Source organism: Sphingobacterium paramultivorum, assembly GCF_014109745.1.
GTDB classification, from domain to species: domain Bacteria; phylum Bacteroidota; class Bacteroidia; order Sphingobacteriales; family Sphingobacteriaceae; genus Sphingobacterium; species Sphingobacterium paramultivorum.
This window is the reverse complement of the sequence record NZ_CP058555.1, coordinates 868656-892535: the sequence shown is the minus strand read 5'-3', so window position 1 is coordinate 892535 and position 23880 is coordinate 868656. Positions and strand designations below refer to the sequence as shown.

General features: G+C 41.2%; 18 protein-coding genes. 7 read left to right on the top strand and 11 right to left on the bottom strand.

The window, feature by feature from the left end; translation table 11 throughout:
- Nucleotides 1–166 precede the first annotated feature (166 nt).
- Together HS960_RS03570 and HS960_RS03565 are read left to right on the top strand one after the other, a co-directional pair.
- The gene (locus HS960_RS03570; protein WP_120332686.1) at nucleotides 167–1948 is read left to right on the top strand and encodes an ABC transporter ATP-binding protein; all 1782 of its coding nucleotides are present in this window, start codon (nucleotides 167–169) and stop codon (nucleotides 1946–1948) included.
- Between the two features lie 94 nt (nucleotides 1949–2042).
- Nucleotides 2043–2387 (top strand): hypothetical protein, encoded by a 345-nt coding sequence (locus tag HS960_RS03565; RefSeq protein WP_159730972.1) that lies wholly within the window; start codon nucleotides 2043–2045, stop codon nucleotides 2385–2387.
- 96 nt (nucleotides 2388–2483) lie between these two features.
- Here HS960_RS03565 and HS960_RS03560 read toward each other — a convergent pair whose 3' ends face one another.
- The 6 genes from HS960_RS03560 to HS960_RS03535 form a co-directional block, all read right to left on the bottom strand.
- The gene (locus HS960_RS03560) at nucleotides 2484–3725 is read right to left on the bottom strand and encodes an MFS transporter (protein WP_159730974.1); all 1242 of its coding nucleotides are present in this window, start codon (nucleotides 3723–3725) and stop codon (nucleotides 2484–2486) included.
- Nucleotides 3726–3885: 160 nt separating this feature from the next.
- The gene (locus HS960_RS03555) at nucleotides 3886–4980 is read right to left on the bottom strand and encodes a dipeptidase (RefSeq protein WP_228280196.1); all 1095 of its coding nucleotides are present in this window, start codon (nucleotides 4978–4980) and stop codon (nucleotides 3886–3888) included.
- Nucleotide 4981: 1 nt separating this feature from the next.
- Entirely contained in the window at nucleotides 4982–6088 is a 1107-nt protein-coding gene (locus tag HS960_RS03550; protein ID WP_182331272.1) for a D-TA family PLP-dependent enzyme, read from the bottom strand.
- Nucleotides 6089–6098: 10 nt separating this feature from the next.
- Complete coding sequence (locus HS960_RS03545) at nucleotides 6099–6563, bottom strand: RidA family protein (protein WP_075993294.1); 465 nt, start codon at nucleotides 6561–6563, stop codon at nucleotides 6099–6101.
- Nucleotides 6564–6593: 30 nt separating this feature from the next.
- On the bottom strand, nucleotides 6594–7922 hold the full coding sequence (locus HS960_RS03540; protein WP_182331270.1) for a GntT/GntP/DsdX family permease: 1329 nt from the start codon (nucleotides 7920–7922) through the stop codon (nucleotides 6594–6596).
- 238 nt (nucleotides 7923–8160) lie between these two features.
- The gene (locus HS960_RS03535; protein ID WP_182331268.1) at nucleotides 8161–9618 is read right to left on the bottom strand and encodes an aminoacyl-histidine dipeptidase; all 1458 of its coding nucleotides are present in this window, start codon (nucleotides 9616–9618) and stop codon (nucleotides 8161–8163) included.
- Nucleotides 9619–9746: 128 nt separating this feature from the next.
- Between HS960_RS03535 and HS960_RS03530 the strand changes: the two genes are divergently transcribed.
- A complete protein-coding gene (locus tag HS960_RS03530) occupies nucleotides 9747–11231 on the top strand; it encodes a glycoside hydrolase family 130 protein (RefSeq protein WP_120332681.1) in 1485 nt (494 codons plus the stop codon).
- On the opposite strand, the gene HS960_RS03525 is transcribed toward HS960_RS03530, so the two are convergent.
- A complete protein-coding gene (locus tag HS960_RS03525; RefSeq protein ID WP_182331266.1) occupies nucleotides 11203–13416 on the bottom strand; it encodes a glycosyltransferase family 4 protein in 2214 nt (737 codons plus the stop codon). The genes HS960_RS03530 and HS960_RS03525 overlap by 29 nt on opposite strands.
- Nucleotides 13417–13802: 386 nt before the next feature.
- Between HS960_RS03525 and HS960_RS03520 the strand changes: the two genes are divergently transcribed.
- Nucleotides 13803–14393 (top strand): sugar O-acetyltransferase, encoded by a 591-nt coding sequence (locus HS960_RS03520; protein ID WP_182331265.1) that lies wholly within the window; start codon nucleotides 13803–13805, stop codon nucleotides 14391–14393.
- Between the two features lie 84 nt (nucleotides 14394–14477).
- Here the strand turns inward: HS960_RS03520 and HS960_RS03515 are convergent, their stop codons facing one another.
- The 3 genes from HS960_RS03515 to HS960_RS03505 form a co-directional block, all read right to left on the bottom strand.
- Nucleotides 14478–14894, bottom strand: a complete 417-nt coding sequence (locus tag HS960_RS03515; protein WP_182331264.1) for a GNAT family N-acetyltransferase — start codon at nucleotides 14892–14894, stop codon at nucleotides 14478–14480.
- Nucleotides 14891–16399: an NAD(P)H-hydrate dehydratase gene (locus tag HS960_RS03510; protein ID WP_153846378.1), complete on the bottom strand. Its 1509-nt coding sequence runs from the start codon at nucleotides 16397–16399 to the stop codon at nucleotides 14891–14893. Before HS960_RS03510 ends, HS960_RS03515 begins: the two co-directional genes overlap by 4 nt.
- 180 nt (nucleotides 16400–16579) lie before the next feature.
- Entirely contained in the window at nucleotides 16580–20002 is a 3423-nt protein-coding gene (locus tag HS960_RS03505) for a glycosyltransferase (protein ID WP_182331263.1), read from the bottom strand.
- A 165-nt stretch (nucleotides 20003–20167) separates the two neighbouring features.
- Here HS960_RS03505 and HS960_RS03500 point away from each other — a divergent pair, with 165 nt between their 5' ends.
- From HS960_RS03500 to HS960_RS03490, 3 genes are all read left to right on the top strand, one after another.
- The gene (locus tag HS960_RS03500; protein ID WP_182331262.1) at nucleotides 20168–21007 is read left to right on the top strand and encodes a DUF4846 domain-containing protein; all 840 of its coding nucleotides are present in this window, start codon (nucleotides 20168–20170) and stop codon (nucleotides 21005–21007) included.
- Between the two features lie 255 nt (nucleotides 21008–21262).
- The gene (gene hmpA, locus HS960_RS03495) at nucleotides 21263–22465 is read left to right on the top strand and encodes an NO-inducible flavohemoprotein (protein ID WP_228280194.1); all 1203 of its coding nucleotides are present in this window, start codon (nucleotides 21263–21265) and stop codon (nucleotides 22463–22465) included.
- 53 nt (nucleotides 22466–22518) lie between these two features.
- The gene (locus tag HS960_RS03490; protein ID WP_228280192.1) at nucleotides 22519–23043 is read left to right on the top strand and encodes an RrF2 family transcriptional regulator; all 525 of its coding nucleotides are present in this window, start codon (nucleotides 22519–22521) and stop codon (nucleotides 23041–23043) included.
- A gap of 578 nt (nucleotides 23044–23621) precedes the next feature.
- On the opposite strand, the gene HS960_RS03485 is transcribed toward HS960_RS03490, so the two are convergent.
- Nucleotides 23622–23849 carry a hypothetical protein gene (locus HS960_RS03485; RefSeq protein ID WP_182331261.1) on the bottom strand — a complete coding sequence of 76 codons (228 nt, stop codon included), beginning with the start codon at nucleotides 23847–23849 and terminating at the stop codon, nucleotides 23622–23624.
- Between the last annotated feature and the right edge of the window lie 31 nt (nucleotides 23850–23880).

Sequence of the window (23880 nt, the reverse complement as noted above, 5' to 3'; positions counted from 1 at the left end):
AATTTGTTTTAATTTTTTAAGGTACTTGATGCAAAAGTAGGAAAATTATTCGTTGTGCATAACAACTTTTTTTATCCAAGACTTAACATTTGATTTCCGAATGACAGTAAATTCGCTCAAATCATAAAGCATTTTGATGAATTAGTCCTACTTTTGTATTCGTAATATGAAGGATCTCGCCTACTTAAATAAGTACTTTTATAAATACCGCTGGAAACTGATTCCAGGGGTTATTTTTGTTATCATCTCCAACTATTTCGGGGTATTGCCTGCAAAGGTGATTCGCGAAGCATTTGATTTGGTACAGGAAAACATCTATCTATACCGTCTATTTGATGGTTTCGACAGACAGGAACTCATCTACCAGGTATTTGGCACCAGCCTCCTGTTTTTTGGTTTCGTCGTCCTCCTACTTTCGCTGTTGCGGGGCATATTTTTATTCTTTATGCGTCAGACGATCATTTTAACGTCGCGTTATATTGAATACGACCTCAAAAATGAGATCTATAATCATTACCAAGATTTAAACTTCGGTTTCTTTCGGAAGAACAATACCGGAGATCTCATGAGCCGAGCCACCGAAGATGTCAATCAGGTACGTAACTACCTCGGACCCGCCATCATGTATGCGATCAATACCGTAGTTTTATCGATCATGGTCATCTATGCGATGTATAGCGTCAATGGACGGTTGGCTACTTATGCATTGGCACCAATACCGGTCCTATCGGTTATTATTTTATTTGTCAATAAGATTATTAACAAGCGTAGCTTAAAAATACAGAAACAACTGGCGAATCTTTCTTCTTTTGTGCAGGAAACTTTTGCAGGTATCCGCGTCATCAAGACCTATACCAGAGAACAAAACAAAATGCAGGAATTTGAGAAGGAAAGTACCATTTACCGTAATACAGCTCTTGATCTCGTCAAAGTACAGGCTGTTTTCTTTCCGCTTATTCTATTGCTCATTGGGCTCAGTACGGTAATCACCATTTATATTGGTGGAATTGAGGTTGCCAAAGGAACAGTCACTGCCGGAAATATTGCTGAGTTTATCATCTATGTCAACCAGTTGACTTTCCCGGCCATGTCTTTGGCTTGGGTTACCTCATTGGTACAACGTGCTGCAGCCTCACAAAAACGCATCAACGAATTTCTCCATACTGAATCTCCAATTGTTAACGGAACAGCTACGCAAGAACTAGCGGGTGAAATCAGGGTTGATGGGATCTCCTTTACCTATCCGGAAACGGGTATTCAGGCGATTAAAAATATATCGTTCCAAATTCCGGTTGGCAAAACACTTGCTATTATCGGAAAAACAGGATCCGGAAAATCTACGCTGGCCAACTTACTCCTTCGGATGTATGATATCGACAAAGGAAGTATTCATTATGATAGTCTTGAAATTAAAAACCTTGATTTCAAAAGCTTGCGCCAACAAGTTGGATTTGTCCCACAAGATGTTTTCCTATTTTCAGATACCATTGCCAATAATATAGGCTTTGGTTTAGACCACTTTACACAGGAACAAGTGGAACAGGCCGCCAAAGATGCCGCTGTATACGACAATATTATAGCTTTTGAAGATGGATTTGAAACCGCCGTTGGGGAACGTGGTATCACCCTCTCCGGTGGACAAAAACAACGGGTTTCCATCGCACGCGCTTTAATTAAGGAACCCAAAGTATTGATTTTTGATGACTGTCTTTCAGCCGTGGATACAAAAACAGAAGAAACAATTCTCCGTTCGCTAAGCCGCATCATGAAAGGCAAGACCTGTATTTTTATTGCCCATCGCATCTCGACAATCAAGAATGCAGACCATATATTGGTGATGGATCAAGGCGAGATTGTAGAACAGGGTACACATGCTGAATTGATGGAGAAAAGAGGTGAATATTTTGAACTTCATGAAAAGCAATTACTGGAAAGTGTCGAAGGATAATTAAAATATCCCTGAATTCAGCTAAAGGATAGAAGGGATATCTCTCCTAAATTTGTCTTAAATATTTAAGTCAAACATTTTACAATAAAGGATCATGGAGAGAACCCCTATTCAGAAGGCTACGTCAAATGACGGAAAAACAATTGCTATTATTTCTTACTTAACCATTATCGGCCTTGTTGCAGCCATCATCATGAACAACAAGGAAAAGACTGCTTTAGCGCAATTCCATATCCGACAAAGTATAGGCATTTCAGTAACAGGAATGGCTTTGGGACTTTTACGTTTTGTTCCGGGTATTGGCGGAATCGCCATTAGTATTGTTGGATTGCTCCTACTTATTGCTCTTATACTAGGATTAATGTCCGCATTTTCCGGAGAGCGGAAACCACTCCCCTTCATCGGTGAAAAATACCAGGAATGGTTCAATATGATCTAATAGGCATTTTAAAGACATGGAGCACCTTCCCATCATAGATGCTCCATGTTATCGTTTTTTACGGACGTTCTGCCTTTAATTGAACATAGCGCATCTTTAGCTGGTTTTCATATCCGGCACCGTTTTCTCCTCTTTAAAAAACAGGGCAAATAACACAAGACAAAAACCAGAAATACCTGCCGGAATAAACCAAAGATATTCCCAAAATTGAGCAGCATAAGCTGTTTTCAGATAATCTGAAACAGCACCGGCAACCCAAAATCCGATCAGCATCCCTACACCATACATCGCAATGGTAATAAGACCCTGTGCAGAAGCCTTGTATTTTTCACCAGCAATTCGATCGGTATAGATCTGCCCCACTACGAACATAAAATCATAGCAGATGCCATGCAATAAAATTCCGAATAGCAATAAAAATGACCGTTCCTGTCCGTCGCCGTAGGCAAAAAACAAATAACGGAGTGCCCAGGCCGCAATGCCCAGTAAAATCATCTTTTTATACCCCAAGCGTCTAAAGAAAAATGGAATCAACAATAAGCAGATGGCTTCGGAAAATTGCCCCAATGCCATTTTTGCTGTGGGGTTCGGTATTCCGGCGTTGACCAAAAATGGGTTCGCATTTTGATAATAGAACGAAATGGGAATACAGATGACAATTGCTGTTACAAAAAAAATCAGAAAACTCCGCTGTTTTAAAAGCTTCAATGCATCCAAACCGATTGCCTTTCCAAAATCAAACTTTTCATCTCTAAGCTTCACTTGTGGTGGTGTTTTTGGTAGGGCCAAACTAAAGAATGCCAGTAACAACGAACAAACCGCGCCCATAATAAAGGTATTATGCAAGGCACCTGCCTGTATCGATTCTGGAGCATCCCAACGGAACAAATAACTGATCACAAGTCCCGAACAGATCCAACCGATCGTTCCCCACACGCGTACCCCCGGAAAATACTTCTTCGCATCTTCAATATGCCGGAATGCGATCCCATTGGATAAGGATAGCGAAGACATGTAAGCCATAAAATAGACAAATACATAGGGATAAAAATGTGTCGCATCGGGCGCCTGCGACATCCCGTAAAGTAGTGCAGCTCCAATGAGATGTAATGCTGAAAGTACCCGCTCGGCATTAAAATACCTGTCGGCGACAAAACCCACAAAAAAAGGAGCAAATACAGCACCAAGGGATTGTGTCGCAAAAATATTTGCGACCTCCATACCCGAGGCATTGAGCGATTTAATGAGGTATGTTCCCAAAGTTACAAACCAAGCCCCTTTGATAAAATACTCTAAAAACATCATCAGGGACAATTGCACGCGTAATACTGGTTTCATCTATTAATTGGTATTGGAGGTGTTTGTTTTGATTCGTCTAATCAGCTTCGCTATTGTTAACTATTTGCTCTTCAAGACATGCTATCATCTGGGTAGGTTATTGACCTATTTGTGCTCAAGGATGTCTCCATTTCATTTCTTAAGATTCGATTATCTTTTCTTAAGATTCGGGCAATGCATTTCGCATAAAATTAAGCCAGTTCTTGCTGGCAATCTTTTCAAGATCCGTGTTATCATACCCTCTTTTTGACAGGATACCAAATACTTTTTGGATATCAGCAATCGTTTCCAGATCATAAGGACACTGCTCACGGCCAAATGCTCCGTCTAAATCGCTCCCTACGCCAACATGATCGACATTTCCTGCCAATTGACAAATATGATCAATATTGTTGGCCATGATATCCATGGAGCAATTGCTTGTTTTAGGGTCGGATACACCGCGGACCCAATTCGGTACCATCATCCAAGCATCGAGCGCTACACCGATCACCGCTTTTTTCTCCACAAGTGTCTTAATCATTTCATCACTGAACTGCCTATTATGGTCCACAAACTTGCGGCAATTATTATGACTGGCCCAAATCGCACCCTGATAACGTTGTACAGCATCCCAAAAAGCATCATCATTTAGGTGTGTCGCGTCCAATATCATCCCCAATCGCTCCATTTCCTGCAACAACCTTATTCCCTGCTCATTAAGCTTGCCAGACGAATCTGTTCCATTGGCATATCTACCTGGCCCGTAATGTGCTGGTCCAATCGCTCTTAAACCATAGTTATAGGCTGTTTCGAGATAGCTGATATCTACAATGGAATCGGCACCTTCCAGACTCAGCAGGTACCCGATTGGCTTATCGGCATGATCGCCGCCATCCGACCAAAGCGCCAAATGTTGGTCCAGATCAGTTTTTGTACAGATCATTTTCATTTGTCCATCGGCTTCCATTGCTTTATACCATGCAAGCTGTCCCTGTGTTTGCGCCCATGCCTGTTCCGGTGAGTACCAGCCTGGTAATGGGCTATCGGGTTTTACGAAACGGGCGATTTGAGTGGCAACAACCAAACCAATATGACCACGACGCAATTCGTCAAAAGTGACTGTTGCCTTAGCACGATCGGGTTTGTCATCCATCCCCTTTTCCCTACGGTTCAGTTCAGTAATCGGCAATCGAAGATCCCGATTCCATTCCATGGCATTCATACTCAAATCCAAATGTGCATCGACCAAAAATGGCATTTCAAATTCGTACATATCAATAATTTATCTTTTTATTTCGCGCATAAACAGTCCAAATTTGATCTGCCTGCCGTTCATTGACAACTTGAAGTTCGCCATAACAAGCTACTGTCGGGCAGATATGCCTTGGCACGGCATAAAGGGCATCGCCGATATTAAATTGTGCAGTATTGGAAACTTCAACCACCAAATGTTCTTCACTCTGCATTTTTATTTCGCCAATACGGGAATCGAAAAACTTGACGCGAGGCTGCGGCGATTCACATGCAACTGATTTATACCCCAGATCCAAACAAAGGTGCTTATGATCAACGATAGAAACGACACGCGTCAGAAGTACCGCCGCAATCATAAAATCCTGTTCTGCGAAATTTTCGGCATAGCCAAAATCCCAAAACACAAACGTTCCGGGACTGCATTCTACATCGCTGCGTTCGGCATGAAAAGTGAAACTTGGCGAACCGCCAATAACTTTAGTCAAAGGTTTAGAGGTGGACACCTGCGCCATAAGGTAGGCGGTTTCGAGTATACCATATGAATGTTGAGATTGCTTTTCGCGAAGTTTATAATCCTTGTCATGAATATGACCGTCATAACCATGCACACCTACCAACTGAATACCTTCCAAAAGATGGATATCCATAACGAGACGCTCAATCCCTTCTAAAGGCACTCCTGTACGGCCCATGCCAATATTAACATCCAGATAAACAGCGCTGCGTAAGCCTCTCGACAGACTCCGCTTTGAAATCTCCTGTGCTGCATCGACATGATCCACAAGACAGGCAAAATGTGTCTCGGGAAAGGCGGTTACAAGATTCAAAAAACGATCTATCTTTGGCCCTACGGGCTGGTATGCCAGCAAAACATCTTTTGCACCGATAATACCCAATAGTTCAGCTTCTGCAATGGTTGCACACTTAAACTTTGTAATCCCCCTATCCATCATCAGTTGGCATACTTCCCGACACTTGTTCGTTTTGATATGCGGCCGCAATCGATCAGCCCGCCCATGCACAATATGTAAAGCGCGGTCTATGTTCTTGACAATGCGATCAGGATAGACCAGCAAGGCTGGCGAATCGACCTGATCGACATCATGTATATGGCACCAAGTTTCCATACAATTCCGATTAGTATAACTCAAATAATGCTTCGATTTCTACGGGAATATTATCGGGCAAAGAACCAAATCCAACTGCACTACGTGTTCCAATACCATTCTCTTCTCCCCAAACCGCAGCGAATAGCTCACTACAGCCGTTAATTACGCCTGGATGATAAAGAAAATCCGAGGTACAGTTGACCATACCCAATACCTTGATCACACGCTTGATTTTGTTCAATGAGCCCAAGTTGGTTTTAATGGTCGACAACATGGTTAGGCCAACTTGTCTCGCTGCAAGTTTGCCTTCTTCAGGACTGATATCACTTCCAATGCGACCGATAATTAATGCAGCATCATCTTGTACTGGACCATGACCAGAAAGATACAGATACTTGCCGTCAATAACGTATGGTTTATAGACACCTTTAGGTGCCGGTGCCGGAGGTAATGTCAAACCTAATTTTTCGAATTGTTCGTCTGCGTTGTACATCTTTAACGATTTTAAAGTTTAAAATAATAGCTAATATAAAATTAATTGCAATAGTAAAACAGCAAGGAGCCCAACAATGGAAACAATCGCCTCCATGATCGACCATGAAAATAACGTATCCTTTACGCTTAGGCCAAAGTACTCTTTAAATAGCCAAAATCCGGCATCATTGACATGGGAAAACATCAGACTTCCGGCTCCTATCGCCAATACCATAAGGTTGGGATCCGCTTTTCCCCCTGTAACAATAGGTAGCAGAACACCAGCGGCTGTCAAGGCGGCTACTGTGGCCGAGCCGACACAACCTCTGATAACAGCTGTAATTAACCAAGCCAACAGTAAAGGTGAAATGGGGAGCTGTTGCAGGGTATTGGCCAATAACAGACTGACTCCACTGTCCTCCATCACTTGTTTAAAGATTCCCGAGCCAGCAATAATCAATAGAATCATGGCAATATCTTTCACCGCAGACTCATAGATTGTCATCACATTGGTCATCGATCGTCCCAATTTCAATCCTAATAAATAGGTTGCTACACCGACCGCAATAACCATAACAACGGTAGGGTTGCCGATAAACTTAACTCCCTCCTGCAGCGCTATATTGGTTGTATGATAGCAATAAGGAAGCAGTGTAAATAAAACAATGAGCAATACCGGCAGCAAAGCAACAGCCAAACTTACCCCCACTGTCGGGCGCGGATACTGCGCTGATTCTGAGCGATCTTTCTCTCGAAAAATTGATTCCTGACTTGCACGTATATTTTTGAGGCTTCTTCCAAAAATTGGCCCACCCAAAATAATAGCAGGTATGGCGATCAAAAGACCATATATAAGTGTCAGTCCCATATCAGCGTGAAACAGGGCAACTAATGCAACTGGGGAAGGATGCGGCGGAATAAAGCCATGTGTCACAGACAGGGCTGCCAGCATCGGTAATCCAATATATACTGTCGGCAACTTATAGCGGTAGGAAATCGAAAATATCAAGGGAACTAATAAGACAAATCCGATTCCATAAAATAGCGGTATTCCAACGATAAAACCCGTCAACATAAGCCCCCACTGAAGGTATTTCTCTCCCATCAGGCGGACCATTTGCTCAGCAATTATCTCGGCGGCCCCACTTTCAGCTACAATTTTCCCCAACATTGCGCCCAATACAATAATTAAAGTCAGGCTCCCCATAACTCCCGCAACGCCCTTTTCAACTGTCCCCACCAACTGTGCCGGTGGAATACCCAAACAAAGTCCACTGAGTAAGGAAACAACTAAAAAAGCGAGAAAGGCATTGATCTTAAAATAAGTTATGCAAAGGATAAGCAAACAAATGCTGATTACAATGAGGATTATGATCATTATATCACTATTAGGTTTTCCCTCAATTTGAGAGCTTGTATAAAATTTGGTCTATTAAATCATTTTTTCATCCTGAAAGTAAGGTTATTTTTCATTTTTTGCAAGGAAAATGAAAAATTAATGAAAATAAAAAAGGTATGGCTTACACCATACCTTTCTGTTTCCGTGACCTATCTCTTTTTGCTTTCATGACCTATCGTCAAAAAAAAAAAACCAGCAATAGGCCCTTGTTGAAAATTTATTTTTTAGGGATCTCTTTGAGAATTTCGAGCACAAAACTCCAAAACTTCTGTACCGAAGAAATGGAGACACGCTCTGCAGGCGAATGTGCACCTAAGATTGTTGGTCCAAAAGAAATCATATCCATTTCGGGATAGTTTGTTCCCAAGATACCGCACTCAAGCCCGGCATGGCAAGCCACGACTTCTGGAGCTTCACCATGTTGTCTCGTATAAATTGATTTGAGCACTTCTAAAATCTCAGAATTCGGATTAGGTGCCCATCCTGGATAATTGCCCGAAAAACCGACGGTAAAACCACCCAGTTCAAATGCAGCTTTTAAAGATTGGGCTAAATCAAATTTAGACGTTTCAACAGAAGATCTGGTTAGACATTTGATGGAAACCTTTTCCCCGCCTACTTCTACTTTAGCAATATTATTGGAGGTTTCTACCAAGTCTTCGAAATCGGCACTCACACGATATACACCATTTAAAGCCGCATAAACGCTGTTGATCAGGTTTTCCTGCACGTTTACTGGAACTACTGTTGCATAAGCAGCATCAGTTTGCTTCACGACAATTTCCATAGCCGGTTCTGTCGTTGCAAATTCCAATTTAATATCCTGAGCCAACTGTGTCAAATTCTGAACAAAGTCAGTTGCTTTATCCTTAATGATGACCACCTTTGCAACACTTTCTCTCGGAATTGCATTGCGTAGACTTCCGCCCAATAAAGAAGCAATACGCAATCCATAATGTGCATTGGAGCCAAATAACAAACGGTTCATTACTTTATTGGCATTGGCAAAACCTTTATGAATGTCCATACCAGAATGCCCCCCATGTAGTCCTTTTACTGTAATTTCAAAAGATAACGTATCAAAAGGACAAGGCTCTGCAACGTAGGACTGCGTTGCCGTCACATCAATGCCCCCGGCACAGCCAATATCGATTTCAGTATCATTCTCTGTATCCAGATTGAGCAAGATTTCGCCCGAAAGCACACCGCCTTTTAAACCTAAAGCTCCCGTCATGCCTGTCTCTTCATCAATCGTAAACAAAGCTTCAATGGCAGGGTGTTCAATAATGGATGATTCCAAAATCGACATGATTGTCGCAACGCCAAGACCATTATCTGCACCCAAAGTGGTACCTTCTGCTTTTATCCAATCACCATCAACGTACATCTTAATACCTTCATTATCGAAGTCAAAAACAGTATCGTTATTTTTCTGGTGAACCATATCCAAATGCGACTGCAATACAATCGTTTTACGGTCCTCCATTCCCGGAGTAGCGGATTTTTTGATGAGCACATTACCAATCTCATCAACGCTTGTTTCTAAACCCAAGGATTTACCAAAGTCTACCATAAAGGCAATCACGCGCTCTTCTTTTTTAGAAGCTCTCGGGACCGCATTCAATGCAGAGAAATTTTTCCAAATTGCTTTTGGTTCTAAACTATTTTCAATCATATCTAAAATTTTTCCTTGGTCAAAGTTACTCCATTTTTATTAGATATCCGGTGATTATTGGCTTAGAATAAAAACAAAAGCCAATCACTGTTCGTTCTAATACAGGGTATAAACATCAACATATCATTATGCATAGACCAGTACAAGTTGAACGGAAGGATATCTACTTTAAACCTGATAAAAAGAGAGTTTTAGCACGTTTTTTTTCGTTGGGAGATGACCGCACGATAAAAGTTATCAAACGCCTTCTATCGCTTAACGAATTGGAACGGAAAGAGGTATTTGGACAGGTCCTGCGAAGCTATACAAAAAGACATCGTAGCATTGTCCATATATTTGAACGTAATTTTGACCGAATAAGCCACTTATTGGAGAAGATTCCATTTCCAAAGGAAAAGCTAAGTCAAATTGACAAGCTACTGATCGGATCCTACTTCACCATGGAATATTCGATTGAGTCAGCGGCATTATTTAATCCCTCCATTATCGAACATCCGGACCAGACAGAGTTATTCAAAGGTGAAAAACGGGTTATTTTGAGTTTCAGGGCTACAGGAGAAGGCCATGTCTCTTCAATCGTTTTTCGATCAGGCACACTTGATGTCGACAATAATATACATATCGATTATGTTGGCAGTTTATTGGATAAGCCCATACAAGTCAAAAATCACCGTTATCACAAGGAATCGTTCTTAAAGAAAATGAATGAGCTACATGCCGAACCAACGGAAGTCAAGTCAAAACTAGAGGAAAAGCTAACAGAAACATTTACCTACGAAGAACTCAAACGGTACATCGATGAAGTGCGACGCGATAGTGACGATAATCTGGAAAATATTACATTTCTGCAACAGGCCCTCTGGCTTGCATCTTCACATTATGAAATGACTTTCTCCCTGGATACTTCCATTTCGGAACGTGTCATATTTCCTATCGCCGACACAGAAAAAAGAGGAATTGAAGACGCTCGCTTCGTCCAGTTCCGAACCGAAAAAGGTGAGAGCACGTACTATGCAACATACACCGCTTACGACGGATTCAGCATCCTCCCGAAATTACTCACCACAAAAGATTTTTACCATTTTAAAGTGAAACCTATTTATGGTGAAATTGCCAATAAGGGGGCGGCACTATTTCCACGTAAAATAAATGGACGTTATGCCATGCTCTGCCGGATTGATGGTGAGAACAACTACATCGCCTACTCTAATAATATCAATATATGGCAGGAAACCGCAATCCGGATTCAGCAGCCAGAATATCCGTATGAATTTGTTCAGATTGGCAATTGCGGTTCGCCGATAGAAACACAATACGGCTGGCTGATTTTAACCCATGCCGTTGGACCAATGCGTGAATATGTCCTAGGCGCGGCTCTTTTGGACTTGGACAACCCGCATGTCGAAATTGGACGTCTACACAGCCCACTGATGACACCCAATGACGAAGAGCGAGAAGGCTATGTACCAAATGTCATTTATTCCTGCGGAGCCATTGTACACAACGAACACCTGATTTTACCTTATGCGATGTCCGATTATGCATCAACTTATGCAACCATCAAGCTCGAAGATTTGTTGCTCGCTATCTTGAATCCTGATCGTTATCAATAAAAGCACGATAAACTACGATATAAGCCAAATAGAAACAAAGGGTGCTCTCCGCCCCTTGGTTTCTATTGATGCCATAGGATTCAAGGCCATCACAGCAACCTTTGGTTTCCTCATCATACAAACCGAGCCGAAGATCATTCTCTCCTAAAAACCAGCGGAAAGAAGCAATCATACGGGTAAAATAGACCTTTTTATTGGTCAGTCTAAAAGCTTCACGATACATAAATACCATTGCCGTGACATCGAGCGGCTGCTGGCCAAACTTACTGATATGCTTTCCTTGTTTGGCCCATTCCTGGTTTCCGACCAATGAAAGCGCACCATTCTGGACAGTCATACTTTCGAGAAACTTTAAAGTCGATAGGCCCAACTGTTTTATTGTTTCATCGTTCAAAAAAGGATAGGCCGTCAATAACGCATAGGGCAAAATTGCGTTGTCATAACTCAATACCGCTTCAAACCATTGCCAGTTTTCATCTGAGCTTGCTTCGTATTCCCGTACCAGCTTGCCGATAAGTGCCCGCATCAGCTCTATCATCACCTCATCATTGGATTGATGGTGCAAATATTCCGCAATTCCCAGTACAGTATAAGCTATCGCTCGGTTGGAACGCAACTGGCCAAAATTTGGAACGGCCCTAAAAAACAGCTCATGTCCCAATTGATAATAACTTGTCAATTTTGTTTCCCGAAGAAGCACCCCCAGTGCCCATATCGTCCGTCCAAAGGAGTCTTCCGAACCCACCTCATCGAGGAAACTATGCTGGAAATTCATAAAATTGTGAAAAAGCCCATCTTCGCGCTGATGATAATAGATATAACTCAGATAAGTCGAAATACGACGGTCAAGCCTTTTGTCAGCAAAATCTTGCTGCGCCAATAAAGCAACTAAAAGCGCTCTTGCATTATCGTCAAGACAATAGCCCTCTTTGTAGTTCGGTAGCGAATAAGTTGCATGCTGTAAGATACCGACCTGATTGGTCAGTCTGTCGATATGCTTCCAGCTGAATTTAGGCATTTCCTCTTTACTAAATCCTACATTTTCTTTGAGGCTATCGTAGGTAGGAATAATTTTATCTAAAATTCGTGTGTACCGGAGACCTATATTTTTCCAGGTCATCTCTTTACCAAATATACGGGCGTTGTCTCTTAGTGTCGTGCGATAGTCCAAATTTGAAAACAGATTTTTGAGCACCTCGGCCATCTTGGCTGAATTTTTAAATTCCACCAACACGCCCCTCCCATCAGCTAGCAGCTCTTTGGCATGCCAATAGGGAGTGGACACCACCGCAGCTCCGGCACCAATAGCGTAAGACAATGTTCCACTTGTAATCTGTGCCTCATTAATATAAGGTGTAACATAAACATCACAGGCACATAGATACTCCACAAGATCGGCCTGACTGACAAAGGAATTGACAAATTGCACATGTTCCTCCAACTGATAGGCTTCCACGAGACTACCCAGATATTCCCGATATTCCTCGCCGGAATGTGCCAATACATTGGGATGCGTTTTACCAACAACGAGGTATAACAGATCAGGTTCATCTTTGACGACCTCAGGTAGGGATTCAATCACCATTTCAATTCCCTTGTTACGCCCCAAAAAACCAAAGGTCAATAAAACTTTCTTTCCAGAAAGCCCCTTTTTAAGTTTTGCAAGCTCATGATCCAAGGTAAACTCTGGAACCCCGTGCTGTATCAGCCTAACTTTAGAGGTATTGACCCGATAAATCGATTTGAGTAATGTAATTGCATAATTGCTCATGACGATTACAATGGAAGCCCGTTTTACAATTTCAATAAGAATGGCCTTTTCATCAACATTTGGTTTTTCAAGAATGGTGTGAAAATTAACGAGTAGCGGAATATGCAATGCGTTAATCAATGATAAGATATATATGCCGCTATTCCCTCCGAAGATGCCATATTCGTGTTCGAGTATGACACAGTCGTACCCGTTCTCATTAATATAATTTGCGGCTTCAATATAGGACAATTGACGATGTTGATCTATTTTAAACACGACCTCACTGGGATAAACATAGTCCCGATCCGCGACCGCAAAAACATGTTGCGTCAGTTCCTGATTATGCAGTGCTACAGCATGCAACAAATCTGATGTAAAAGTGGCAATCCCACATTCTTTGGGCAAGTAGGTACTTATATAAGCAATCTTCATTGGAATAATATTTTGAATATAGCCCGGACAAAGGCAATAGCATCGTGTGCTCCACTATCTAAATGCGTTTCGAACGAAAATTGTTTGTCACAACTGTATGAATTAAATCGGAGAAAGGTTTAACGACACTTTGTGGGGATCAGTAGGTGCTATAAAACCTGGCGCTGAAAAACTGTCCATTTGTTGGAAACAGGATAATTTGATGGAAAACAGGGTATCCATTGGTTATGCTTAATAGAAAACAGGGGCTTGATTATGTGAAATAGAAAACAGGGGCTTGATTATGTGAAATAAGAGCGCTCAATAATCTAGATTCACAACGCGTAGATTATTATTGCATTTCAACATCAATTTATCTAAGTTTGTTACAGAAAAACGGGCATTGAATGAAATCAGCAAAGGAAAAAATGATTGCCGGACTTCCCTATATAGATTCGGAGGGGCAATTATTTAAGGAAAGACAATACGCAAAAGAAGAACTGAAGCGATTTAACGATTCGGAGCCTAAACAACTGAAATTCAGAAAACAGATCATTCAAAAACTGTTTAAAGCGACTGGGACTCGATTCTTTCTCGAACCTCCTTTTCGTTGCGATTATGGTTATAATATTGCTATTGGTGAGAACTTTTACAGCAACTATAATTGTACGATTTTAGACGGCGCGCCGGTTACCATAGGTGATAATGTATTATTTGGTCCTAATGTAAGCCTCTTCACAGCTGGTCACCCACTCCATTTTGAAGCAAGAAATCAAGGTTGGGAATTTGCTTTGCCGATCGTTATCGAAGATAATGTATGGATCGGTGGACATGTTGTCATCAACCCTGGCGTGCGAATCGGAAAAAATTCGGTCATTGGTTCTGGATCGGTCGTCACAAAAGATATACCAGCGGATGTCGTAGCTGCAGGCAATCCTTGCCGGGTGATACGTAACATAACCGAAGCGGCTCGGATCACCTACGCTGAAAATCTGTAGGGATAACACGGGTCACAAGGGATAACATAGGTCACATTTATGGGGAAAAGGATCTATCTTCCCGCTTACACTATCTTCTTACAGTTAATGTATAGGATCATCTGTTATAGATAATGAATAAGTGACGGTGTCTTCATGCTGTTTTAGAAGAACAAATCCATTACTTGTCCAAAAATGTTGCTGGTCGCCGGTCACATTTGCAAGAAGATATTTACCAGCAAATGTATGGACAAAAAGCCGTGCATAACGCAATAATGCGGTCCCTATTCCTTTCATTCTTAGATCTGGGGCAACGGCAAGGAAATGGATTATATAAGCATCAACTGAACTAATCAGGCTCAGCACGCCTACCACTTCGTTTCCATCGTAGGCCGCAAAATGTGTAGCTTCAAAATCGCCATCCAACATCACTTCAGCCAGCTTACCTTCGGGAGAGAAAACCTCTTTTCGAAGCTTCCACGTCCGAGCAGCAAAGACTTGTTCAATGTACCAATCTATCATAATCCTTTTTCTAAAGAGATAAATGCGTCGGAAAGATGATTAATGGTATCCGAAGGTAACAATGAATAGGTGCCGATCGTCTTAACTGCAATATCTGCCGCGCGCCCATGGATATATACCCCCATAATTAAAGCCTCTTTGGAAGAATAGCCCTGTCCAAGCAAGGAGGTGATTATCCCCGTCAGGATATCGCCACTGCCCCCCGTCGCCATTCCCACATTGCCTGTACTATTGAAATACACCTGCCCATCAGGCATAACCATCGCACTATTGGCCCCTTTTATTAACACGTAAAACTGATGTTTACGCGCAAAGACTTTCACTTTCTCAATCTTTTCAAAATCATCTTGCCAAGCACCCAATATCCGGCTAAGTTCTTTGGGATGTGGAGTCAATATACTCTGCGCTGGAACAAAAGCCCAGAGATCCGGTTCGCGGGCAAGAATATTCAAAGCATCAGCATCTAATACCAAAGAGGTATCATTAATACTTGAAATAAATACCTTTAATGCATCAATTGTATATTGCTCCGTTCCCATACCGATTCCGATACCTACAGACTGGTAGCCATCGATGGCCGGGAATTGGCTAATAAAATCCTGCTCAGGATCTGTCATCACCATCGCCTCGGGCACGGCGGTCTGTAAGATGGTATTACCACCGTCAGGCACATAAGCGGAAGCTAAACCGCAGCCCGCTCGAAGAGCCGCTTTTAGCGCAAGCTGAACAGCCCCCATTTTACCTTTACTTCCGCCAATAATCAGGGTATGACCAAATGTTCCCTTATGATCAAATTTCCTTCGTTGTCGATAAAAGGACCTGACAAGCGACTCGTCGACATAAAAAAGATTGGTTTCTACCGCTTCAATTGCTCGTTGGCTAAGATCGATATCCAATACCTTGAAGTCTTTTACATACCATTGGTTTTCGGGCAGCAGCAAGGCCATCTTGGGGAACTGAAAGGTATAAACCAAATCTGCCTTTACTATTGGAACATCTGCAGCAGTCTTTTTATCTGCCAGTAATCCAGAAGGCATATCGACGGAATAGATCCTTGCAGCACATCCATTTATACTAGAAATAAGTCCAATCCAGTCTGATGTTAGTGCACGCTTTAATCCATAACCAAACAGGCAATCCAGTACGATTGCATCGGAAGGGATAGCAATCTGGTCTTCCGCAGCAACTTTTTGAATGATATGATTGGGTAAACGCTTTTGATTGGCAAGATTATCAGCGGAGTAATCCTCCACATCCATTAAATAAACCTTGACTTGGGCCTGTTGTTGATCTAACAGACGAGCCAACACCAAGCCATCGCCGCCGTTGTTTCCTTTACCGCAGAAGATGAAAAAGGTACTGTACTCCAATCGGGGATGAAGCTTTTTAATTTCCTCAAAAACAACTGTTGCAGCTCGTTCCATCAAGTCTAGACTACTGATTTTTTGATCCTCTAAGGTTTCACCATCAACCCTATGCATCTGCTGAGCGGAAAGTATCTTCATTATTGTTGCTTTTTTTGTTGAAAGTACTTATTCTCAAGGTCAATTAAAAATCTCGGTATACTTTTTGGCGGGCTGGCGATAGTGATCCTAGTGTAGGATCCGACGAAGGAACCACATTGGATCGCTATCGTTTAGCTCATGCACGTGCCTGCTTTTTATTCACTTGTTGTTACCGGCTTCTTATTCACTTGTTGTTACCTGCTTTACTCCCCCTGTCCGTTTCAAGGTACCCCAGGTATTCAATTCACCTTTAATGGCTTTTCTGACAGACTTGAATAAAACGAAGTACATCAGTTGACGCCAGAAAAAACGTTGCGGAAACAAATAAATTAAATTGCTAAGCTTCTCGCCTTCCATTTTAAAGGCAATACCTGCAAAGAACATATCCACGAATACAAAAAGGAAGTAATAAAACATCACTTGGCCAAAACCGTTATGCAGTGAAAATAATCCTGCAATTCCCGTCCAGCTGATACCATTTACCTCGCTTAAGGAGAAAAGACCACTCACCAGAGAGAATAACATAAAAATATCGGCCAAGGGAGCAAATAAAGGAAGTATAATCTGAAAAATCAGAATATTAGGCATTCCGACCATGCCAAAATAGCCATATTTGGGATTCAACAGGGTCTGTTTATTCTTCCAGAAACTTTGCAACACACCAAAACTCCAACGGAAACGTTGCTTGAAGAGCATCCCGACCGTATCGGGCGCTTCCGTATAAGCGATTGCTTCAGATGAATTTCGCACGGTATAACCCGCTCTTAATATACGCATGGTTAAATCACAATCTTCCGCTAATGTATCTGTTGTAAATCCGCCCACTTCCAAAATAACAGATCTACGAAAGGCCCCAATTGCTCCTGGTACGACCGATATCATATTGAGCAAATCGAACGCTCTCCGATCCATATTCTGTGAGGTTATATATTCGATCGATTGCCAATGTGTCAATATATTATGCACATTTCCCACTTTAACACTACCCGCAACAGCGCCGACCTGAGGTTTATTGAAATATTTCATCAACTGTTTTAACGCATCTGTTTTCAGTTGTGTATCGGCATCGATACAAAGCACAAACTGTGCTTCGGATTGTTGGATACCATAGTTAAGCGCAGACGCTTTCCCCCCATTTGGTTTTGTAAATAACCTTACTTTAGGATGATCGCCATACACCTTACTGACAATCTCAAAAGTTTTATCTTTCGATCCATCATCAACAAAAATCAATTCATAATTGGGATAATCCAAATTCAACAGGCTTTTTATCGTCGCCAACACTGTTATTTCCTCATTATAGGCAGGAATGATCACACTTACCTTTTCCCGAGGTTCCACAACCAATTGAGATCGCTCTTTTTTACTTTTTTGTTTTTGTCGGATTGCCAGATAAGCAATCATTGCTGTTCTAAAAATTGCCAATACAATTGCAATGGAAAAAACCAAGTTAAGGAAGATGTTACCGTAAAACAATGTTCCTAAGAACAAGCGGTTGGAAGATCCACTAAATCCCGAATCGGAAGCATTTTCTACAGGGGGCATCAATTCATCACGTTTTTTTCCCATTAAATCTCCAATCTTCGCAAATTTATAACCGTGAGATTTAAAATAATGAATAATACGCGGCAAGGCGGCTATAGTCGCTTCTCGATTGCCTCCGGCATCATGTAATAGAATAATGTTCCCATTATCGCGTTGTTTGATGACTTCATTATAGATTTCATCTGCCGTACGGCCGGGTAACCAGTCGTTGGGATCAATGTACTCTCCAATATTGATGTAGTTCTCTTTCCGGCTCTGAGCAACAGGCAGAATTTCGGCAACAGTCTGTGGCTCGGCATCAGCATTAAAAGGAGCCCGGAAAAGAATTGTACTATGACCGGTTATACATTCGATGATTTTTCGGGTGGCATTCAGTTCAAACTTAACCCTATTTGGGCCTATTGTAGACATATCAGGATGAAAAAAGGTATGGTTACCGAGTTCATGTCCCTCTTGATATTCTCTACGAACCAGATCCATATTTTTCTCAGCCATAACACCAACAAGGAAGAAAGCTCCGGGAACATGTTCCTTTTTTAGGATATCCAATACTTGTGGTGTATACGTGGGATCGGGACCGTCATCAAAGGTCAGGACTACCGTATTATCTCTTTCTCCAAAGCGTTTGATTACATAATTACTTGGCGTCTTTACATACTCCTGATTCTGAACCATAAGCGTTGATGGGTCGTAAGTGAATTTCACTTCCCCCGGAGCGGGACTATTGACCAAGTCCAAAATTTCCCCATCGCCAATATATTGAATACCCCCGACATTGATCTGGCTTATCTTTCCAAAGTCAAAAGGTTCTTTTTTCAAGTTTTCTTGACCCAATGATCGTGAAATAAATGACCATAAACGGGCATCTTCACTTCCTAAACGCCACAGTGCAATACCGGCCAGCCCCCAGTCATCTGCTTTACGGATAAGATTAAAATAGGTTGCAGCGTCTGTAAAATAGACATCATGATGCATCCCTGTCCCATCTTTGTAGCTAAAGTTGAGATTTGCCGATTCGGGATCAAAAGTAATCTTAGCATTGTAATTATGCGCCAAAATAACAGCGTTATCATAAGTCAATGTCTTACCAACACTGCCTTTTGGCCAATCATATCCATAACAGGCCAAAGCCAGAATCACCTTGTCTGCATCGATCTTATTGCAAAGTTCATCGAGATTTTTTTCAACCCATGCCTGATGTGAAATGGCGCCGGCATTACTTTCAATGGAATGCTGATCATAAGCCATCAAAATAATATAGTCGTTGTATTTTTGTAACGCAATGGGATCGTAATCATCATTTTCAGGTGAGATATCCTGAGTGACAAGCAGGCGCTCCGTATGAAATACGGTATAGATATGGGCCATAAAATCGTTTAATGGCTTGTGATCATCCAACTGTAAATTCTCAAAGTCAATATTTATACCAGCAAAGCCATTGCGCTTCACTTTAAGAAGGATGTCGTCTATAAAACGCTGTTGTTTATCCGGATTAAGTAAAATAGCCTTTACAGTCTGCCCGTCAAAATCATTACCACTGAAATTGGAAATCTGTGCGATAGCTTTGCGCTTATATTGATGAATGACCTTAAGTGCAGCAGTATCTGCTTTATCCACTACTGTATCTTGATTAGGCACAGTAAAAAACGATTCCATAGCAACCATATCCAAATGACCAATATTGCGGCGTAGATCCGATAGAGACTGCTCACGGACTTCATTAGACCAAGAACTGACATAAAACCCCATATTGATTCTATCTTTGGTACCAATATGTTTCAAATGCTTCAGCTCCCGGTCACGTTTAATCTTCTCTAATTCGGATTTTACAATGGTAAACTCCTTAAATTGTTTGGATTTTTTTAATCTGGCGGTGGACTTTTCAGTCAACGCTGTGTTGGTATTAATTGTTGGAAAAGGAGGAATCTGAATCTTTCCCAATGTATAAACCACACATATAACACCAATGATCAAACCAATCACCAATGCTCTGCTCATCCATGAAAAAGCGTACCAGCGCTTTTTGCTTGACGTCTGAAAAATCTGTTTTCCTGACATAATCGTATTCTTATTAACTTCGGCTAAGCTACATCAGAAAATGATCCAAAAAGTTGATGAATAGCTTAAAAATTTCTTAATTTTTTCAAATGATTCACACTTCGAATTATATCTAAATTTAAGTATATTCGATGAAACGCAATACACTAGCTCAGAAACTTTTATATGAGATCAATATATGTACTCATTCCACTCCTCTCGTGTCAGGTTTTCAGTGGATGTGGGCAGCCAAATGTTGCTGCACCAAATAACAAAACTTTGAATCCGGCAACTATTGAGTCAATAGCACCTGACGGGAATCAGTTTATCAACCCCGATGGGATGACGATCAAATCGCGCATTTTGTTACCAGAAGGCTTTAAAAGACCTACCTATAAGGTAGAAGAATTTGGAAAATTTCTCGAAAATCTTCCATTATACCCCATCACCCAGGAGGTACATTATTATAACGGAAAAATTAAACCTAGAAATAACATCTACAATAGCGTTGTGAAACTAGACATAGGAAAGCGCGATTTACATCAATGCGCCGATGCTGTAATGCGGCTCAGGGCAGATTACTTATACCAACAGAAGCGGTATAAGGATATCAAATTCAACTTCCTTTCCGATAGCAAACCTCGCGCGTATACAAACTATGCAAAAGGAGACTACTCCTACCCAACCTATTGGAAATACCTGGAATATGTGTTTGCCTATGCCAATACAGCTTCGTTACACGATGAGCTGCCCAGCGTAAAAACGACTCAGGAAGTTAAGATTGGAGATACTTTTATCCAGAAGGGATCACCCATTGGCCATGCAATCATTGTAGTTGATCTAGCTAAGGACAGTACTGGAAAAACAATCGTGCTGCTCGCGCAAAGTTACATGCCAGCCCAAGAAATACAAATTTTAAACAATTGGAACAACAGCACGCTTAGTCCTTGGTACGATATAGACCAGGATATTATAAAAACCCCTGAATGGACATTTTATCCTAGAAACCTCAAAACCTGGGAATAGCCAGCGCTATAAACTTAGAATAGCCAGAGCTGATAATAATACTACCTTTTCAATCGATCAGCTGATGACCAAACAACAGATAAAAAATAATAAAAGATATTTTTGTCTTTTATTATAAATTTCTATTTTTGTACCCGATAGTCACTTGCAAATGAACCCTATCAAGGTTTACAAAATTCCTCGTAGCCGAGGTGGATTTTTTTGTTTTTTTATTCCGATCAAATAAAAGATAAAAAGGTATTTAAATATTCTATTATGATTACTGAAGCACAAAAAGAGTTAATCAAAGGCACTGTACCGGTTTTAAAAGAACATGGTGTAGCGCTGACCAGTTATTTTTATAAACGTATGTTTGCTCACAATCCTGAGCTTAAACATATCTTCAATATGGGAAACCAACAAAATGCGCGACAACAAACAGCGTTGGCCACGGCAGTGTTGGCCTATGCCGAGCATATCGAGAATCCCGCAGTCCTTCTTTCTGCAGTGAAACATATTGGACAAAAACACAGTAGCCTCAATATTCGTCCGGAGCATTATCAGATTGTTGGCAAGCATCTATTGGCCTCCATTCAAGAAGTATTGGGGGACGCTGCAACAGAAGAACTGATTGAAGCCTGGAAAGTTGCCTATTTTCAATTAGCAGACCTGATGATCGGAATCGAAAAGGATATGTATGATCAAATGATCCAGAACGACGGTGGATGGACGGGCTGGAAGCCATTCACCATTGTAAAAGTGGTATCTGAGACTGCCGAGATTCAGTCTATTTATCTCAAGCCAACAGATCAAGGAAAACTTCCAAAACATGAGGCAGGCCAGTATGTAAGTGTACGTGTATTTCTTCCCGAATTACACCTGTACCAACCAAGACAATATAGTCTTTCCGATGCGAGCAATGGAGAGTACTTTCGGATTTCGGTAAAAAGAGTAGCTACGGAAGGAAAACCTGAGGGTATGGTGAGTAATTATATACATCAATACTTTGAAGTTGGAAAACAACTGGAACTCACAGCACCTACAGGCTCCTTTCAACTTATCGAAAGTGAAAAACCAGATGTATTTATTAGTGGCGGAGTTGGTCAGCCCCCATTGATTGCCATGTTAGAGCATTTAGCTGACAAGAAAGAAGACAAACCAATCACTTGGATCCATGGTTGCCGTAACCCTGATTTACATGCGTTTAAAGAAAGAGTAAAAACATTGGAAAATCAACATCAAAACATAACTAGTTTTTCTTTCTATGACGAAGCTCAGGATGCGGATGCCGACGTGCTTGTGGGTTGGGTTGATCTCGCTAAAATAGATGCTTCGCATCTTCCACAGGAGGCAAACTATTACCTCTGTGGCCCATCAGGATTTATCAAAAAGCACTTCCAATATTTAACCAATCAGGGTATCAACGCTGAGAACATTCATTTCGAAGAATTTGGTCCAGCATCATTGCAACTAAATTAAGTGCACTGCCTCACTTCATCAAATAGTCATCCCTAATTTTTAATCATTGGTGGATGGCTATTTTTGATTTTGTACATTTGCAAAAAGCAAAAAAGATTATGGGCATTTTTTCTAAAACATGTGAATATGGACTACGGGCAGTTTTTTTTATCGCACAAAGCTCCCAAGAAAATAAACGCGTGAGCATAAAAGAAATAGCAGAGAGTATCCATTCTCCGGAAGCTTTTCTAGGTAAGATACTGCAGAATCTAAGTCGTGCAGGTATCATTCGATCCATGAAGGGACCTGGTGGTGGATTTTACCTCGACAGGGAAGATATGTCCACTCCACTATCCGAAGTCGTCAAAGCGATCGACGGTGAAAGCCTATTTGTCGGCTGCGGCATGGGGCTTGAATTCTGCTCCGAACAATATCCCTGCCCCTTGCATCACGAGTTCAAAAGCATACGCAATAACCTCTCGGAAATGCTTCAAAAAACAACGGTCGGCCAATTCAATGATGACCTGATTAAAGGGAAAATCCTGTTAACGAAAAGCCATATCGACCCGAATAAAACCACGGGTAATTCCTTGGATTAACAGGCTAAATCTTCAGCTTTTTCCTTCATTTTTTCTATTGAGCATCGTTTTGAAAATAATCCAGAAGACGCAAAATCAACTTTTTCAAAACATAAACTACACATCGACATAATCTACATAAACCAACTGATTAAAAGCAATATAAAAATTACAAAACATTAAAATATATCGCATTTAAGCGTCCCGCTATTCAATTATTCAAATCATTGAAATCCCTTCAAATTACGCGAAATAGGACGACCCAAGACCATTTCTAAACCTGTTATAAGGTCGCTACCAAACTCGGTATAACTCCCTGAAAGTAACCCTCACTTTTTATTTAATCCACTCCATTGAACAAGGAAATAGGCTTTTTGTAAGCCTATACCAAGGCAACAATGCTCCTTTTTTGACGCCTTTCCTTTGGGTTAAATCAAAAAAATACGGATCATTTCCTGACTATAACACTATTTTTATACAATTTTACATCTTTTAACATAAAATCAAAAAAAACACAAATTAACATCTATACAGCAACACATTACATCGATTATATAAATAAAAAAAACACATGTAAAACGGTTTGAAAAGCCTGGTTTTTATAGCGGAAAGGATGTGGATAAAATTTTATCCACACCCTTTCTGCTATTCATGGATAGCGCCAAAGCGGGCATTCCCTCCAGTGCCGGATACAAAAAATACAGGAGACCACAATCTTTAAATTCTTCATGTGTATTGTAGAGCTCGAAAAATTGAATGACCTGAAAAATGGCATCGGTCACAGTTCCCACCATTAACGATGGCCGCCTACCCAAAAGAGCATCCATGCAGCAGAGCGTGCACATGTACTTTACTATA